Annotated in this window: 14 protein-coding genes; 12 read left to right on the top strand and 2 right to left on the bottom strand. The window is 63.6% G+C overall.

Annotated elements, in window-relative coordinates; all coding sequences use genetic code 11:
• Positions 1-63: 63 nt before the first annotated feature.
• Complete coding sequence (locus IC762_RS26090) at positions 64-1,341, top strand: flavin monoamine oxidase family protein (protein ID WP_195785057.1); 1,278 nt, start codon at positions 64-66, stop codon at positions 1,339-1,341.
• 102 nt (positions 1,342-1,443) lie between these two features.
• On the opposite strand, the gene IC762_RS26085 is transcribed toward IC762_RS26090, so the two are convergent.
• Together IC762_RS26085 and IC762_RS26080 are read right to left on the bottom strand one after the other, a co-directional pair.
• A complete protein-coding gene (locus IC762_RS26085; RefSeq protein WP_195785056.1) occupies positions 1,444-2,769 on the bottom strand; it encodes a 4Fe-4S binding protein in 1,326 nt (441 codons plus the stop codon).
• Positions 2,770-3,012: 243 nt separating this feature from the next.
• Entirely contained in the window at positions 3,013-3,462 is a 450-nt protein-coding gene (locus IC762_RS26080; protein ID WP_195785055.1) for a cupin domain-containing protein, read from the bottom strand.
• Positions 3,463-3,598: 136 nt separating this feature from the next.
• On the opposite strand from IC762_RS26080, the gene IC762_RS26075 reads away from it, so the two are divergent.
• The 11 genes from IC762_RS26075 to IC762_RS26025 all read left to right on the top strand — a co-directional run bounded on the left by IC762_RS26075 (position 3,599) and on the right by IC762_RS26025 (position 15,275).
• A complete protein-coding gene (locus IC762_RS26075; protein WP_195785054.1) occupies positions 3,599-4,627 on the top strand; it encodes an ABC transporter substrate-binding protein in 1,029 nt (342 codons plus the stop codon).
• Between the two features lie 93 nt (positions 4,628-4,720).
• The gene (locus IC762_RS26070) at positions 4,721-5,422 is read left to right on the top strand and encodes an NUDIX hydrolase (RefSeq protein ID WP_195790291.1); all 702 of its coding nucleotides are present in this window, start codon (positions 4,721-4,723) and stop codon (positions 5,420-5,422) included.
• 240 nt (positions 5,423-5,662) lie between these two features.
• Positions 5,663-6,436, top strand: coding sequence for an ABC transporter ATP-binding protein (locus IC762_RS26065; protein ID WP_195785053.1), 774 nt, complete (start codon positions 5,663-5,665; stop codon positions 6,434-6,436).
• Between the two features lie 5 nt (positions 6,437-6,441).
• Positions 6,442-7,146, top strand: coding sequence for an ABC transporter ATP-binding protein (locus tag IC762_RS26060; RefSeq protein WP_195790290.1), 705 nt, complete (start codon positions 6,442-6,444; stop codon positions 7,144-7,146).
• A 161-nt stretch (positions 7,147-7,307) separates the two neighbouring features.
• Positions 7,308-8,189 carry a branched-chain amino acid ABC transporter permease gene (locus tag IC762_RS26055; protein ID WP_195785052.1) on the top strand — a complete coding sequence of 294 codons (882 nt, stop codon included), beginning with the start codon at positions 7,308-7,310 and terminating at the stop codon, positions 8,187-8,189.
• Entirely contained in the window at positions 8,186-9,193 is a 1,008-nt protein-coding gene (locus IC762_RS26050) for a branched-chain amino acid ABC transporter permease (protein WP_195785051.1), read from the top strand. The genes IC762_RS26055 and IC762_RS26050 overlap by 4 nt, the downstream gene beginning before the upstream one ends.
• On the top strand, positions 9,159-10,091 hold the full coding sequence (locus IC762_RS26045; RefSeq protein WP_195785050.1) for a polyphosphate kinase 2 family protein: 933 nt from the start codon (positions 9,159-9,161) through the stop codon (positions 10,089-10,091). Before IC762_RS26050 ends, IC762_RS26045 begins: the two co-directional genes overlap by 35 nt.
• A 241-nt stretch (positions 10,092-10,332) precedes the next feature.
• The gene (locus IC762_RS26040) at positions 10,333-10,752 is read left to right on the top strand and encodes a hypothetical protein (RefSeq protein WP_195785049.1); all 420 of its coding nucleotides are present in this window, start codon (positions 10,333-10,335) and stop codon (positions 10,750-10,752) included.
• A 1,438-nt stretch (positions 10,753-12,190) separates the two neighbouring features.
• On the top strand, positions 12,191-13,750 hold the full coding sequence (locus IC762_RS26035; protein WP_195785048.1) for a 2-isopropylmalate synthase: 1,560 nt from the start codon (positions 12,191-12,193) through the stop codon (positions 13,748-13,750).
• Between the two features lie 182 nt (positions 13,751-13,932).
• Positions 13,933-14,937, top strand: a complete 1,005-nt coding sequence (locus IC762_RS26030; RefSeq protein ID WP_195785047.1) for a LysR family transcriptional regulator — start codon at positions 13,933-13,935, stop codon at positions 14,935-14,937.
• Between the two features lie 86 nt (positions 14,938-15,023).
• Positions 15,024-15,275: a hypothetical protein gene (locus IC762_RS26025; RefSeq protein ID WP_195790437.1), complete on the top strand. Its 252-nt coding sequence runs from the start codon at positions 15,024-15,026 to the stop codon at positions 15,273-15,275.
• The last annotated feature ends 78 nt before the right edge of the window (positions 15,276-15,353 follow it).

The raw sequence follows: 15,353 nt of genomic DNA, 5'->3' as shown, positions 1-15,353 counted from the left end.
TCGCCTACAAGCGGATAACACCAAGCGGTACGCAAACTCGGCCGGGAATCAACTGTCGCTGCAATGACGCCATCACGTCTCCACCGCATTGTCGTCGTCGGCGCCGGCGCGGCAGGACTGATGACCGCCCGCGAGTTGGCGCAAGCCGGCAGGCAGGTGACCATCCTGGAGGCGCGCGCGAGATGCGGCGGGCGCATTCATCCGCTGCCGGCGTCCGAATTCGGCTATCCGGCGGAGGCTGGCGCCGAGTTCGTGCACGGCGCGGCGCCCGTCACCCGTGGCCTGCTGCGCGAGGCCGGACTTCGCTCGCGTCCGATCGAAGGCACGGCATGGACCGTCGCGCACGGAAAATTCGCCAGACGCGAGGTCGGGGTTCCCGATGAGGCCGCGCTGCACCGGGCCCTGAGCGAGCTTGAGAACGATCTCACTCTTGCTGACTTTCTGGCGCGCTATTTTTCCGAGCCGCGGTATGACGAGCTGCGCCGTTCGATCGAACGCATGGTCGAAGGCTACGATGCCGCCGATCCGAACAGGATCAGCGTGCTGGCGCTGCGCGACGAGTGGCTCGATGGCGGACGCAGCGAGCAGACCCGCCTGGCCGGCGGTTACGGAGGGCTGATCGATTTCCTCGCAAAGAGCTGCGGCGATCACGGCGTCGCCATCCACTGCAACGCAGCCGTCACCGCCGTCGAGACCGCCGACGGGACGATCCTGATCCGCTGCGCCGACGGCAGCGCGCATCCCTGCGATGGCGTCGTGCTGGCCGTGCCGATCCCGCTGCTGACGCAGATCGCGCTTCCCGCGGCAGAGCAGGCGCGCATGGCCGCCACCGCCGACATCGGCTTCGGCAATGTCATCAAGCTGCTGCTGCGCTTCCGGACCGGTTGGTGGCTGCGGCAGCCGCTCGCTCCCTCCGATCCGACCTTCCTGATATCGGATGCGCCGATCCCGGTCTGGTGGACGCAACTGCCCGACCCGCAGCCGGTGCTGACCGGCTGGTTCGGCGGTCCAAAGACATCGGGGATGGCAGGCCTCGACGAGCGGGAGTTGATCGAACTGGGGCTCGGCTCGCTGGCATCGATCTTCGATTTCGATGCGCGACGCCTGGCGGATGAGATGATCGCGGCACGGGCGATCGATTGGTCGCGCGACCCGTTTGCGCGCGGCGCCTATTCCTACGCCACGCCGCAAACCCGCGCCGCGCAATCGCGGCTTGCAACGCCTGCGGACGCTGCGATCTACGTCGCCGGCGAGGCGCTCTATAGCGGGCCGGACATGGGGACGGTCGAGGCCGCGCTGGACAACGGGCGCGCGACGGCGCGCAGGATCTTGCTTGGGTAGCGTGCAGGCCCGGAATTGTAGGGTGGGTGAGCGAAGCGTAACCCACCGATTTTCGCACGAAGAAGGTGGGTTACGTCTGCGGCTAACCCTCTACGCATTTGCTCAGAGCGGGAAGCACCGCATAAAGGCGGCAAACAGCTTGTCGTCGCTGTGGCTCACCAGCCCCGCGTCGATCGCGTCGGCAAGCGCGAGGTCGCGGTTGAGCACGCTCAACCACGCCTGGGTATCGGCCGCGATACGCAAGACTGCCTCACCCACGTGACGCCCCGGCACCACCTGGAGCTCCTTCCCCTTGATCACGACCGTCGCATCGAGCGTGCTCGCCCCGCTGAAGCTCAGATGCGTGACGAGATCCAATCCGCGCGCCCTGCCGCGCTGGAAGCCGAGCGAGAGCGAAAACAGATAGGCCTGGATGCTGCCGGTGTGGCGGCCGGAGGCGACGTGTTGCACCTTCTTGTGCGGAAAGCGCCGCGTCACCGTGTCTTCGGCATCGGTATCCGGGATCACATAGACGAACTCGTCCTTGTCGATCAGTGGCTGCACCACGTCGGAAAAGTGCGCGTCGCGATCGTGCAGGAACGGCCCGATCACGTCCTCGCCGGCCGGACAGGCCGAGATGCAATAGGCCGCCTTGTAGCCCGGCTTAAACGAAAGCGATTGCCAGACATTGAGCGTTTCGGTGCGGGGCACGCGAGCGCGATAATCCCTGGCGTCCCTGGAATCCGCGACCTTCTCGACCCATTGCGCGAAGTTGCCGAGGAAGTCGTGGTAATTGTGCGTGTGGCAGGACAGGAAATCGAAGCCGCCGTCCGGCTTGATCGCGCCGACCGGGCAGGCCGCGACGCACAGCTTGCACTCCAGGCAGGGATTGTACTCGATCGGATGGTCGTAGGCGTCGACCTCGCGTCCGAGCAGGATGGTGCCGAGCAGGACGAAGCTGCCGAATTTCGGATGGATGATGCTGCGGTGGATTCCCATCCGCCCCAGGCCCGCTTCCACCGCGATCGGCTTGTGCTGGACCATCATGATCCTGGGCAGGTCCATCTCCATCGGGAAGGCGGCGACTGAATTGCAGGACGGGATACCGTGCGTGTCCAGCGCGCGGACGATGGCGCGCGCGGTTTCGTTGACGTGATCGTAGGTGCCGTGGAATTCCTCGTTCGCGACCGATCGGGTCGGAGACCGCACCGGCTCCCGGTTCATGTGGCAGGCAATCGCGAGCAGGGCGCGGGTCTTGCCGTAGACCTTGCGGATATAGTCGCGCTGCGGCGCGATCGCCGCACGGTCGAACTCGATGATGCCGACGTCGTCGGCGCCGCAGTCGCGCGCGATCTGCTTGATGAATTCCGCGGAGATCGGGGCATCGTGAGCGGCTCGGCTGCTGCGGGCGCGTACGGCCCTTACCGTGGGGTGATCGTCCAAGCTCATGGCGCACCTTCAATTACATTACGATCATCATATTATTGACCGCGATCGTGCCCCGGGGCAAGTCAATTATAGGTCTGGTATCATGTAATGATGGAACCGGTTGCGAGAGCGCCGCGAATTGTAGGGTGGGCAAAGCGAAGCGTGCCCACCATTTTTGCACCGCCTTGTGAAGGTGGGCACGGCGCAAGAGCGCCTTTGCCCACCTTCACGGTTCGCAATGACGTAGGGAGAGTCCTGACTATCCTAATCCAGCAGCTTGGTATCGTCGGGCGCCTGCGGCGGCGTCTTGATCGCGATCGCCTTGATCGGGCGTCCGTTCGGCTTGGTGCCGCCATGCGACGTGCCCTTCGGGATCACGATCAAATCGCCGGGCTTCACCGAGATCTCCTTGTCGCCGAGCCAGACCGTGCCGGTGCCTTCCAGGATATACTGCATCTCGTTGGTGTTGGGGTGCATGTGCTTCGGCACATTGCCGTCCTGGATCGAGACGGTGGCGCCGTCGGCGGAGACGAACATCTTCGAGCGGAAGCCGATCTTGTTGGCGTCGCCGAGCTTGTCGCCCTCCATCTCGCCGGTGTGGATCACCTGCGCGGTGATGGTCTCGGCCGCGAGCGCCGGGCGCAGCAGATGGGTGACGCCGCTGCCGGCGGCAAACGCCGCAGCGATCGACAGCGTGGTTGCAATGCGGTTCATGAAAGGCCTCCCCTGATGTTTTTTGTGAGTCGGATGCTATGCGGCCATCGCAACCTTGACCAGTCGGCGGAAAGTCGCCTTCTCAAGCCTGCGGCGCTGCATTATGTTGCCGGCGCATTCGGCGACGGAGGACGGCATGAAGACGATGTTTGGCAAGGTTGCGGGCGCGCTGCTGGCGCTGATGCTCAGCGCGGGTGTTGCCGCGGCGCAAACCAAACTCACCGTCGCGGTCGGCGGCGGTGCCTGCCTGTGCTATCTGCCGACGGTGCTGGCCAAGCAGCTCGGCGAATACGACAAGGCCGGGCTTGCGGTCGACCTGGTCGATCTCAAGGGCGGCTCGGATGCGCTGAAGGCCGTGCTCGGCGGCAGCGCCGATGTCGTCTCCGGCTATTTCGATCACTGCGTCAATCTCGCCGCCAGGAAGCAGGAGCTCGTGGCTTTCGTGGTCTATGACCGCTACCCCGGCCTGGTGCTGGTGGTCTCGCCGAAGCACACCGGCGAGATCAATTCGATCAAGGATCTCGCCGGCAAGAAGGTCGGCGTCAGCGCGCCGGGTTCCTCGACCGATTTCTTCCTGAAGTATCTCTTGAAGAAGAACGGCCTCGATCCGATGGCGACCGCCGTGATCGGCGTCGGCCTGGGCGCCACCGCGGTCGCCGCGATGGAGCAGGGCCAGATCGATGCTGCCGTCATGCTCGATCCGTCCGTCACGGTGCTGCAGGGCAGCCATTCCGACCTCAAGATCCTGAGCGACACCCGCACCCAGCACGACACGCTCGCGGTGTTCGGCGGCGAATATCCCGGCGGCGCGCTCTATTCCACCGCGGCCTGGGTCAAGGGCCACGAGAAGGAAGTGCAGGCGCTGACCAATGCGATGATGGCGACGCTCGCCTGGATCCATTCGCATTCGCCCGAGGAGATCATGGCCAAGATGCCGGACGAGATGGTCGGCAAGAACAAGGATCTCTATCTCGCCGCGCTCAAAAACACGATCCCGATGTATTCAGAGACCGGCAAGATGGATCCGAAGGGCGCCGAGGCCGTGCTCGCGGTGTTCAGCGAGGGCTCGCCGGAGGTGGCGAAGGCGGGTATCGACGTCACCAAGACCTACACCAACCAGTATGTCGACCAGGCCAAGAAGACGACCGGGACGAACGCGAAGTAGGGCATGATGCGCCCTCGCGGGGCCGCGATCGCGCAAAATGTGAAGCGGTTTTCCGAACAGATCATCCCCAAGACGAGCGCGCGGTGAATGAATATGCAGGCTCCGGTTATTCATCGCGTCACCACGCTCGATTTGACATTGCAGCGGCGGCCGTGGCCGTTCGCGGACCAGAAGCGCGCGGAAATCGACGCGCATTTCGCGGCCCAGCAGCGCGCCAAGCCGAGCCTGTGGAACGGTCGCGTGCTGCTCGGCCGCGATCCGCTGTTTGCCGACGACCGGCTCGGCGCCAATTATTTCGAGACCGATTTCGCGAGCTTCCTCGCCTGGCGCGACTGGGGTTTTCCCGACAAGGATGTGTTCAACGGCTTCGGCATGGGCGCGCTGCTGGCAAGCGACGGTGCCTTCGTGCTCGGCGAGATGGGCCAGCACACCGCCAATCCCGGCCGCATCTATTTTCCTTCCGGAACGCCCGATCTCGACGACATCTCCGGCGACACCGTCGACATCGCCGGCAGCGTGCTGCGCGAGCTTTCGGAGGAAACCGGCCTGTCGCCGGCCGATTGCCGCGCGGATGCGGACTGGCACTGCATCTACACCGGCCCCGCGCTTGCGATGATGCGGATCCTGCGCATCGACATCCCGGGCGATGCGTTGCGGGCGCGGATCGAGGCCAATCTGGCGCGGGAAGAACAGCCGGAGCTCGCCGCGATCCATCTGGTGCGCAGCCGCGCCGACCTCAACGCATCGATGCCGCGCTTCGTCACCGCGTTCATCGAGACGCAGCTTGCGGTGTAGCCGCTCACGTCTGCAACTATGTGCTGACTCTTTGCGCGGGCCTGCGCCGCGCCGACGCAGTGAACGCGCTTGACATCATCGGCCACTCCCCCTGTGATAGGCGGCAGAAAAAAAACAAAATGCAATGCACAATCTCCGGGGAGGGAGTCATGCAGGTCACGAAGGCCGCACGCCGGCTTGGCGTTGCCGACCGGCATCACCGATAGCCTAACAGCAGATCGCATTTCGAGAGGGGCCGCCGTGCTCGCCGTCGAAGGCCTGGTCAAGCGGTTTGGCGGCTTTCGCGCCGTCAACAACGTGTCGTTCCGCGTCGAGCAGGGCGAGATCCTCGGCCTGATCGGCCCGAACGGCTCGGGCAAGAGCACGATCTTCAACCTGCTGTCGGGCACGCTGCCTCCCACGTCCGGCTCGATCCTGTTCGACGGCAAGGAGATCGCGGGGCTTGCCCCGCACCGCATCATCAACCGTGGCGTCGGCCGCACCTTCCAGATCCCGCGGCCGTTCCATCGCCTCGGCATTTTCGACAATGCGCTGCTCGCCGCCTTCTACGGCCAGGGCCGCCACAGTCGCAGCAAGGCCGAGGCGGCGGCCGAGCGCGCGCTTGCGATGGTCGGCCTGCCGACCGATCGCCACGCCAGCGTCGAGGGCCTCGGTGCCGCCGGCCTGAAGAAGCTCGAACTGGCCAAGGCGCTCGCCACCGGACCAAAGCTGTTGCTCGCCGATGAGAGCCTCGGTGGTCTCGATGAGTCCGAGATGGACCAAGCCGCCGACATGCTGCGCAAGATCCGCGACGAGCTCGGCATCACCATCATCTGGGTCGAGCACATCATGGGCGTGCTGATGCGGGTGGTCGATCGCGTGATGGTGCTCGATCACGGCGAGAAGATCGCAGAGGGCTTGCCGGCCGATATCGCCGGCGACGCCAGGGTGATCGAGGTCTATCTCGGCACCGATGCCGATGCGTCGCTTGCTGCCGCCGCCGCGGCGCAGGCACGCCGCCGGATCGGGGCGTGAGCGGCATGCTGGAGCTCCGATCGATCGATGCGGGCTATGGCAGTTTTCAGGCGCTGTTCGACGTCAGCCTCGACGTCAAGGCCGGCGAGGCTGTCGGCGTGATCGGTCCCAACGGCGCCGGCAAAACCACGCTGATGCGCGTGATCTCCGGCCTGATCCGCCCCATCAAGGGCACACTGACGATGCAGGGCACCAACGTCGTCGCGACGCCGCCGCATCGCATCGTCAGCCTCGGCATCGCGCATGTGCCGGAAAATCGCCGGCTGTTTCCCCGGCTCACGGTCGACGACAATCTGAAGATGGGCGCCTACATGCCGGGCGCCCGCGCGCATTACGCCGAGCGGCTGGCGTTCGTGTTCGAGCTGTTCCCGCGCCTGAAGGAGCGCGGCCACCAGATGGCCGGCACCATGTCGGGCGGTGAGCAACAGATGTGCGCGATCGGCCGCGCGCTGATGTCGAACCCGAAACTGCTGCTGCTCGACGAGCCGTCGGCCGGGCTCGCCCCGGTCGTGGTGCAGCAGGTGTTCGAGCTGGTGAAGCGCATCCGTGCCAGCGGGCTGACGGTCCTGATCGTCGAGCAGAACGTGCAGCAGGTGCTGCGCGTCGTGGACCGCGCCTATCTGCTGGAAGCAGGCTCCATCCGCGCTGCCGGCACCGCGGCAGAGCTCGCGGCGAGCGACACCATCAAGCAGGCGTATCTGGGGGTGTGAGGGATGATGACAGGGATGCGGCGAATCTCTCCCCTCGTCGTCCCGGCTTTCGCCGGGACGACATCGCGTATGTTGCGTCATCGAGAGTCATGCATTCACATTCTCTCAGGATGACGCCTGCGCAAGTTCAGCTGGGCCTCATGATCTAGGGCAGAGTGACCATGCACGCAATCCTCGATATCTTCGACATCTATCTTCTGGAAGCCGTCATCAACGGCATCCTGCTCGGTGGCGTGCTGGCGCTGTTGGCGCTCGGGCTCAATCTGATTTTCGGCGTCATCGACGTCACCTGGATCTGCTACGCCGAGCTCGTGATGATCGGGATGTACGGCATGTACTATCTCGTGCAGGTGTTCGGCCTGCCGTACTGGGCCGCGGCGCCGCTGGTGATCCTGCTGGTCGCGCTGCTCGGCGCCGCGCTGCATTACCTCGTCATCGCGCCGCTGTTGACCGCGCCGCCGATCAACCAGCTGCTGGCGACCGGCGGCGTGCTGTTCATCCTGCAGAGCTTCGCCACCGTCGCCTTCGGCATCGACTTCAAGAATCTCGGCATCCGCCTGCCGGTGCTGGCGCTCGGCGAGATGAATTTCAGCTACGCGCGATTGCTGTCGTTCGCGGCGGCGCTGCTCGGCATGATCGGCGTCTATCTGTTCCTGACCCGCACCTTCACCGGCACCGCGATCCGCGCCATCGCGCAGGACCGCCAGATCATGCCGCTGATGGGCGTCGACGCGAAGCGGATCTATCTCGTCACCTCGGCGATCGGCGGCGGGCTGGCAGGCCTCGCCGCATGCCTGCTGGTGCTGCAATATGACGTGCATCCGTTCGTCGGCCTGTCGTTCGGGCCGATCACCTTCCTGATCTGCGTGCTCGGCGGGCTCGGCAATTTCATCGGCGGCTTCATCGCCGCCTTCCTGTTCGCCGAGATCATCTCGCTCGGCGGCCTGTTCTCCGATCTCGAATGGGGCTACGTGCTGGCGTTCGCCTTCTTCATCGTGATGATGTTCATCCGGCCCGCGGGCCTGCTGGCGAGGCGCTCGTGAGCAGGCTTGCGGGATGGATCATCGCGGTGGTCGCGCTGGTCGCGCTGCCCTTCGTGCACCGCGATCCCTATCATCTGCATCTGCTGGTGCTGATCCTGATCTGGTCGTTCGCCTACACCTCGTGGTCGATCATGGGCCGCTTCGGGCTGGTCTCGCTCGGCCATGGCGGCTTCATGGGCGTCGGTGCCTATGTCACGGCGCTGCTGTGGAATCACTTGGGCGTCACGCCCTGGATCGGCATTCCCGTGAGCATGGCGACTGCGGGCGTGCTCGCGCTGATCGTCGCCTATCCCTGCTTCCGCTTTCGCATCACTGGCCATTATTTCGTGCTGGTGACGCTCGCGCTATCAGGCATCGTGTTGCAGGTGATCACCGCGACGCGCGACTATACCGGCGGCTCGCTCGGCCTGACCCCGCAGCGCGCGCCGAGCGGCAAGGGGCTGCTCGCGCTGCAATTCGACGACAAGATCACCTGGTATCTGGTCACGCTCGCGGTCTGGGTCATGGGTCTGGTGATCTGGCGCGCGATCGACCGCAGCATGATCCGTCACGCCATGGAGGCGATCTCGGAGGATGAGGATGCGGCGGCGGCGGCCGGCGTCAACGTCACCGCCGAAAAACTCAAGATCACCCTGATCAGCGCGCTGATGACGGCGCTAGCAGGCGCGCTGTATTGCCAGTACCAGATGTTCATCTCGCCCGACACGGTCAGCGGCATCGCGGTGTCCTTGCAGATGGTGTTCGCCGCCATCGTCGGCGGCGTCTATGTGGCGCTGGGGCCGACGGTCGGCGCCGTCATCACCATCGTGCTCGCTGAGGTGCTGCGGATCTCCTTCGGCACCAAGGCGGTCGGCTGGGACAATCTGGTCTACGGCGTGCTGCTGGTGCTGTTCATCATCTTCCTGCCCAAGGGCATTCTTGGTAGCCTGATCGACCTGGTCACATCGCCACGCAAGCCGCCGAGAGGTCATGAGCAGCAAACCGTCCCCATCGCTCGCCGATGAACTAAAGCCCTTCGTCGCCCCGTTTCGTTTCGACGGCGCGGGCGAATTCCACCTGAAGTCCTATGCCACCGCGGAGAAAGGCGGCATCGACAAGGATGCGGGCAGCAAGATCATCGAGGCCAACCGCAAGCGGCTCAATGATTTCCAGGAGAAGCTGTACGCCCAGGACCGCTGGTCGCTGCTGCTGATCTTCCAGGGCATGGACGCCGCCGGCAAGGACAGTGCGATCAAGAGCGTGTTCGAGGGCGTCAACCCGCAAGGCTGTGAGGTCTCCTCCTTCAAGCAGCCGTCGAGCAAGGAGCTCGACCACGATTTCATGTGGCGCGCGATGATCGCGCTGCCGGAGCGCGGCCGCATCGGCATCTTCAACCGCTCCTATTACGAGGAGTGCCTGGTGGTGCGCGTGCACCCCGAGGTACTCGCCAAGCAGAAGCTGCCGAAGCGCCTGGTGACGAAGAACATCTGGCGCGAGCGCTTCGAGGACATCGCCGCGATCGAGCGCTACCTCGCGCGCAACGGCACCACGATCCTGAAATTCTTCCTGCACGTCTCCAAGGAGGAACAGCGCCAGCGCTTCCTCGACCGCCTCGAGGAGCCCGCCAAGAACTGGAAGTTCTCGATGGCCGACGTCTCCGAGCGCGCGCTCTGGGCGAAGTACCAGGCCGCCTATCAGGACATGATTCACCACACCGCGACCAGGGAAGCGCCGTGGCACATCGTCCCCGCCGACCACAAATGGTTTGCCCGTGTCGTGATCGGCTCGACCATCGTCAACGCGCTGGACAGACTGGATCTCAAATTTCCCGAGGTCGACAAGGCCGAACTCGGCGAGTTCAAGCGCATCCGCGAGACGCTGGAGGCCGAGGGGAAGGGTCGTGGCTCGAATATTTCCAAATAATACGTCATGGCTGGGTAATGGCTAAATTTCAGATTTTGTCAGCATTGCTGTCCTTTGCAGGAAATTGCAGGCATCGCAACGACAATCAATCGGCTTGCAAGGGTGACGAATCTGGCGCATACGGCAAGGGTGCCGACTTGGCGGAATTGGTAGACGCAGCGGTCTTTAAAACCGCGACCCTAGCAGGTGTACGGGTTCGATCCCCGTAGTCGGTACGACACCCGTTTCAAGGAAATCAGTCATGGCTAAACTAGCGCCGGGTATGCAGGCACTCCTTCAAGAGAAGGAACGCCTCGAACAACAAATGATCAGATTATTTGATCAGAGCGAAGCGCTTCGGAATAAAGTCGAAGGCATCGAACTTGCAATCTCCATTATGGAAAAGGGAGATCAAGCCGGCGTTTCGCATGACCGATCAGCGACGAACCTGAAGTTGTTGCTACTTGAATTGGCCCGCGATGCCGGGGCGACAGGTATCAATTCAAACACCGCAGTCGAACTTGCTCAGAAGCGCGGCATTAAATTGCTACGGGGAAGCGCTGCGAGCAACCTCAGCCGGCTAAAGAACAGCGGTTCGCTCGTTCACGATGGGAAAGTCTACCGGTTGCCCGAGTTTGTCCGCCCTCAGCCTCAGCTAATTTTGGGCGGTAAAGGTCCCTAGGGAGCCGGGGTACACTCGCTCCTAGAAACGAGGCGGGCGGGGCTAGCATGGAAAGCTAGCACCCGCCCGTGGGCGTTAGAATGGTAGACGCACCGAAATTTCTTTCAGCCCTAGCAGGATTTGGTCTATCCGTCCCACGCCTAGAAATCATGTTCGTTTTGCGCGTTGCAGACAATAGGGTTGTGTATCGGATTCAATGCTAAGCCGTGTTTTGCGGCGTTAACGATAACCAACTGTACAGCGCTTCATGATGGGCGTGTTGCAGGTTCCTGCAATATCTATTCTTTCCTTAATCAGCACGAACTTCCGGCGCCGATCCGGCTGCGTCTCAGTCGGCAGCGTGGGGGCCATAGAGAGCGGGACGTCCACTGATGTGCAACGGTCCAAGCCTTCTCAGTCAGGCCCAGCGCCTTCGCAGGCGTTGTGCACAGGGCGTCGTGGGTGCGTTACAGATTGTAATGGCAGACATATCGCGCGACGGTGTAGCCCTTGGCCGCGACCTCAGGGCAATAGACGTTCTTCTACTTCGTGCCGACGAAGCTCCACTACTTGTCTAACGCCAACCGTTCGCGCAAGGCGAAGCGAAGGGCCGCGTTCTTGGGGCTGATGAAAGGGGAGCGCGGAGAAAGGCGCAAGTCTTGTGAGGATAAATGAAAGAGGCCGCCAAAATGGCGGCCTTTCCAAATACAATCTCAAATTTTAATGTCACGTATCGCCTAAATGGGGCCTTTCGGCCCCAAGTCGTCACCGACTTATGGTGACGGTTATGTTCACAGTAATCCAGAACATAGCCATTGTTCCTCGCTTTCCGCCGCCGTGCACGGCGACTTGTTTGGATTTCGGACGGCCAATCCGACGCACTGATAAAGCATAGTTCCGCCAAATACTCAACTTTGCGGGAAGAATGAGGGCTCGGAAGGTCCCCTCCGCCATCAAGGTAATTCTAACGAGAGTATCGGCTAAGCCTCAGCTACCGCTCGGTTAAAGCCAAAGCAGGCCATTGCGACTGGAAACGGGCCAGTACCCAAGCGCGGTCATTACGCCGAGAACAAAGACGATTTTCGTTAGGTCAACCTTGCTGCCCCTCTTTCCCCATTGCCCCACTCTGCCATAATCGTCTAGAACGACCCCACCAAGCGCCGCCCCGGCAACCAACCGTCAACGGCTTTGCCGGAGGATTCGGCGCTCAACAGGGTCTGGCAATGCTGATTCGCGGCCAAATTGATGGGATTTCCGGGGAGGTGGCTCGTGCCGCCGCCGCGATCCCGGCTGCGACGCCCACCCTGCTTATTGGCGGCCTGCTTCTTACCTGCCCCTGAGGGCCGGCTGGGCATTTGCGCCTGGGCACTCAGGGGTTTGACGAGATCACCAGACCCTGACATCGCCCAAGGAATCGATAAGCAACCGTCGGGCGCAAAGCTTCAAAGGAAATTTCGACATGGCCACCACAAACAAGTCCGATAAGGACCGCGTCATCATTTTCGACACCACCTTGCGCGACGGCGAGCAATGCCCCGGCGCCACCATGACCTTCGAGGAAAAGCTCGAGGTCGCCGAGCTGCTGGACGACATGGGCGTCGACGTCATCGAGGCCGGCTTCCCGATCACCTCGGAAGGCGACTTCCAGGCGGTCAGCGAGATCGCCCGCCGCTCCAAGAATGCGGTGATTGCGGGTCTGTCCCGCGCGCATCCCGCCGACATCGACCGCTGCGCCGAGGCGGTGAAGTTCGCCAAGCGCGGCCGCGTCCACACCGTGATCGCGACCTCGCCGCTGCACATGCGGGTAAAGTTGAACAAGACCCCCGAGGAGGTGCTGGAGACCTCGGTTGCGATGGTCGCCCGCGCCCGCAACCAGATCGACGATGTCGAATGGTCGGCCGAGGACGGCACCCGCAGCGAGATGGATTATCTGTGCCGGATCGTCGAAGCCGTCATCAAGGCCGGCGCCACCACGGTGAACATTCCCGATACCGTCGGCTACACCGTGCCGGAGGAATACACCCACTTCATGCGGACGCTGATCGAGCGGGTGCCGAACTCAGACAAGGCGGTATTCTCCGTGCATTGCCATAACGATCTCGGCATGGCGGTGGCGAATTCGCTGGCCGGCATCATGGGTGGCGCGCGACAGGTCGAATGCACCGTCAACGGCATCGGCGAGCGCGCCGGCAACGCCGCGCTGGAAGAGATCGTGATGGCGATCAACGTGCGCAACGACAAGTTTCCGTACTGGAACAAGATCGACACCACCCAGCTGACCCGCGCCTCGAAGGTGGTGTCGGCCGCGACCTCGTTCCCGGTGCAGTACAACAAGGCGATCGTCGGCCGCAACGCGTTCGCCCACGAGAGCGGCATCCATCAGGACGGCGTGCTGAAGGACGCCTCGACCTACGAGATCATGAAGCCGGAGATGGTCGGGCTGAAGCAGTCCTCGCTGGTGCTCGGCAAGCATTCCGGCCGTCATGCCTTCGTGCACAAGCTGGAGGAGATGGGCTACAAGCTCGGCGCCAACCAGCTGGAGGATGCGTTCACGCGGATGAAGGCGCTGGCCGACCGCAAGAAGGACATCTACGACGAGGACATCGAGGCGCTGGTCGACCAGGAGATGGCCGCAGCCCACGACCGCATCAAGCTGACCTCGCTGACCGTGATCGCCGGCACCCATGGCCCGCAGCGCGCCACCATGAAGCTCGACGTCGACGGCCAGATCAGGATCGAGGAAGCCGAGGGCAACGGCCCGGTCGACGCGGTCTTCAACTGCATCAAGCGTTTGGTGCCGCACGAGGCCAAGCTCGAACTGTACCAGGTCCATGCGGTGACCGAAGGTACCGATGCCCAGGCCGAAGTCTCGGTGCGGCTCGCCCATGAGGGCCGCTCGATGACGGCGCGCGCGGCCGATCCGGACACGCTGGTGGCCTCGGCCAAGGCTTATCTCGGCGCCCTGAACAAGATCGTGATGAAGCGCCAGCGCGACGTCCCGGCGCAAGCGGCGAGCTGACGGCGCACCGATGCAATGCGAAACGCGGCGCTTCGGCGCCGCGTTTTTGCGTGGGATGAAACCTGTATTCCGGGCCGATTGTTGGAATCCTTTCCCAACAGTAGCGCTTATCACCACCCAGCTTTGGAATCCTTCGCCGCATCCGCGGCGCTACCCTGCGTGCTTCCCGCAAGGACGCGCCCATGCCGCTCGCCTCCATCGTCCCAGACCTCCCGCGCGCCGCGACGTCGGCGGAAACCGCGCTGACCCGCCGCGTCGACCTTACCACGCTCCGGCTCTTCATCGCGGTCTGCGACGAGCAGAACCTGACGCGCGCCGCGCAACGCGAGGGGATCGCGGCCTCCGCGGTGTCGAAGCGGATGAACGATTTCGAGCTCGCCTTCGGCGTCACGCTGTTCAAGCGCCTGGCAAAAGGCATGGCGCTGACGCCGGCCGGCGAGGCGCTGCTGCATCACGCCCGCGTCACGCTGCTCAATGTCGAGAAGATCGCGGTCGAGCTGTCGGAATATTCGCAAGGCGTGCGCGGCCATGTCCGCATGCTCGCCAACCTCTCGGCGATCGTACAGTATCTGCCGGAGGATCTCTCCGCCTTCTTCACCGCGCACGAGCTGCTGCGCGTCGATCTGCAGGAGCAGCCGAGCGGGCAGGTGGTGCGCGGCATCGAGGAGGGCACCGCCGAGCTCGGCATCTGCTCGGCCGAGGCCGACAGCCGTGCGCTCCAGGCCTTTCACTACCGCCACGACAACCTCGTCGTCGTGATGCGATCCGACCATCCGCTGGCCGGCCGCGAACGCATCTTCTTCACCGAAACGCTCGACTTCGACCATATCGGCCTGCACACCGCGAGCTCGATCTACCTGCGCTCGCAATATGCGGCGACCCAGGCCGGCAAGACGATGCGGCTGCGCATCAACGTGCCCGGCTTCGATGCGGTCTGCCGCATGGTGCAGGCCAATATGGGCCTCGGCCTGATTCCCGATCGCGCCTTCGAGGTGGTCGGCGCCGGCATGGGTCTGGCGGCGGTTCCGCTGCGCGACGATTGGGGCAGGCGCGAACTGAAGATCGTGGTCCGCGACGCCGCGCATCTCTCCGCCACCGGCCGCCTGATGCTGGAGCATCTGCGCGCGGCGGAGAAACCCGCTGAAGGAACAGCGCGGCCAAACGGCACATGCCCGCCACGAGTCTGAACAGCCCTTCAGAAAAGTTCCTCGCAGGTTCCTGCAACATGCGTCGGCGCCGGTCGTTGACCTGGGGAACGAGGAAGGAGGACGTCATGACAAAGCTGACTTATACACTTGCTACGGCTGCGGCTCTCACGATCGCGGCGCCGACCATCGCGAGCGCGCAGGGCGTGGGCGTTTATATCGGCAACGGCCACGGCTACTACGGCGATCGCTACGACGGTCCGCGCGTCGGCGTGTACCGGGAGCACGATCGGGGCTGGCACCACGGCTGGTACCATCACGATCGCGGCTACTATCGTGACCGCGGCGTCGTGATCCGCGGCCATGATTGGGACGATTAGCGATCGTGGACGGCGACTGCAAAACAAGGGCCTCGCTCCGGCGGGGCCCTTTTTTCAATCGTCAGGCCGATGACCCGA

The organism is Bradyrhizobium genosp. L, assembly GCF_015624485.1.
Classification (GTDB): Bacteria; Pseudomonadota; Alphaproteobacteria; order Rhizobiales; family Xanthobacteraceae; genus Bradyrhizobium.
This window is presented reverse-complemented; position numbering and strand designations above follow the sequence as displayed.

Excerpts from the sequence above, each read along its gene's own strand:
- IC762_RS26025 (WP_195790437.1), top strand. The coding sequence starts at position 15,024 with ATGACAAAGCTGACTTATACACTTGCTACGGCTGCGGCTCTCACGATC.
- IC762_RS26085 (WP_195785056.1), bottom strand. The coding sequence starts at position 2,769 with ATGAGCTTGGACGATCACCCCACGGTAAGGGCCGTACGCGCCCGCAGC.
- IC762_RS26030 (WP_195785047.1), top strand. The coding sequence starts at position 13,933 with ATGCCGCTCGCCTCCATCGTCCCAGACCTCCCGCGCGCCGCGACGTCG.
- IC762_RS26045 (WP_195785050.1), top strand. The coding sequence starts at position 9,159 with ATGAGCAGCAAACCGTCCCCATCGCTCGCCGATGAACTAAAGCCCTTC.
- IC762_RS26055 (WP_195785052.1), top strand. The coding sequence starts at position 7,308 with ATGCACGCAATCCTCGATATCTTCGACATCTATCTTCTGGAAGCCGTC.
- IC762_RS26080 (WP_195785055.1), bottom strand. The coding sequence starts at position 3,462 with ATGAACCGCATTGCAACCACGCTGTCGATCGCTGCGGCGTTTGCCGCC.
- IC762_RS26090 (WP_195785057.1), top strand. The coding sequence starts at position 64 with ATGACGCCATCACGTCTCCACCGCATTGTCGTCGTCGGCGCCGGCGCG.
- IC762_RS26075 (WP_195785054.1), top strand. The coding sequence starts at position 3,599 with ATGAAGACGATGTTTGGCAAGGTTGCGGGCGCGCTGCTGGCGCTGATG.
- IC762_RS26040 (WP_195785049.1), top strand. The coding sequence starts at position 10,333 with ATGGCTAAACTAGCGCCGGGTATGCAGGCACTCCTTCAAGAGAAGGAA.
- IC762_RS26035 (WP_195785048.1), top strand. The coding sequence starts at position 12,191 with ATGGCCACCACAAACAAGTCCGATAAGGACCGCGTCATCATTTTCGAC.
- IC762_RS26070 (WP_195790291.1), top strand. The coding sequence starts at position 4,721 with ATGCAGGCTCCGGTTATTCATCGCGTCACCACGCTCGATTTGACATTG.
- IC762_RS26060 (WP_195790290.1), top strand. The coding sequence starts at position 6,442 with ATGCTGGAGCTCCGATCGATCGATGCGGGCTATGGCAGTTTTCAGGCG.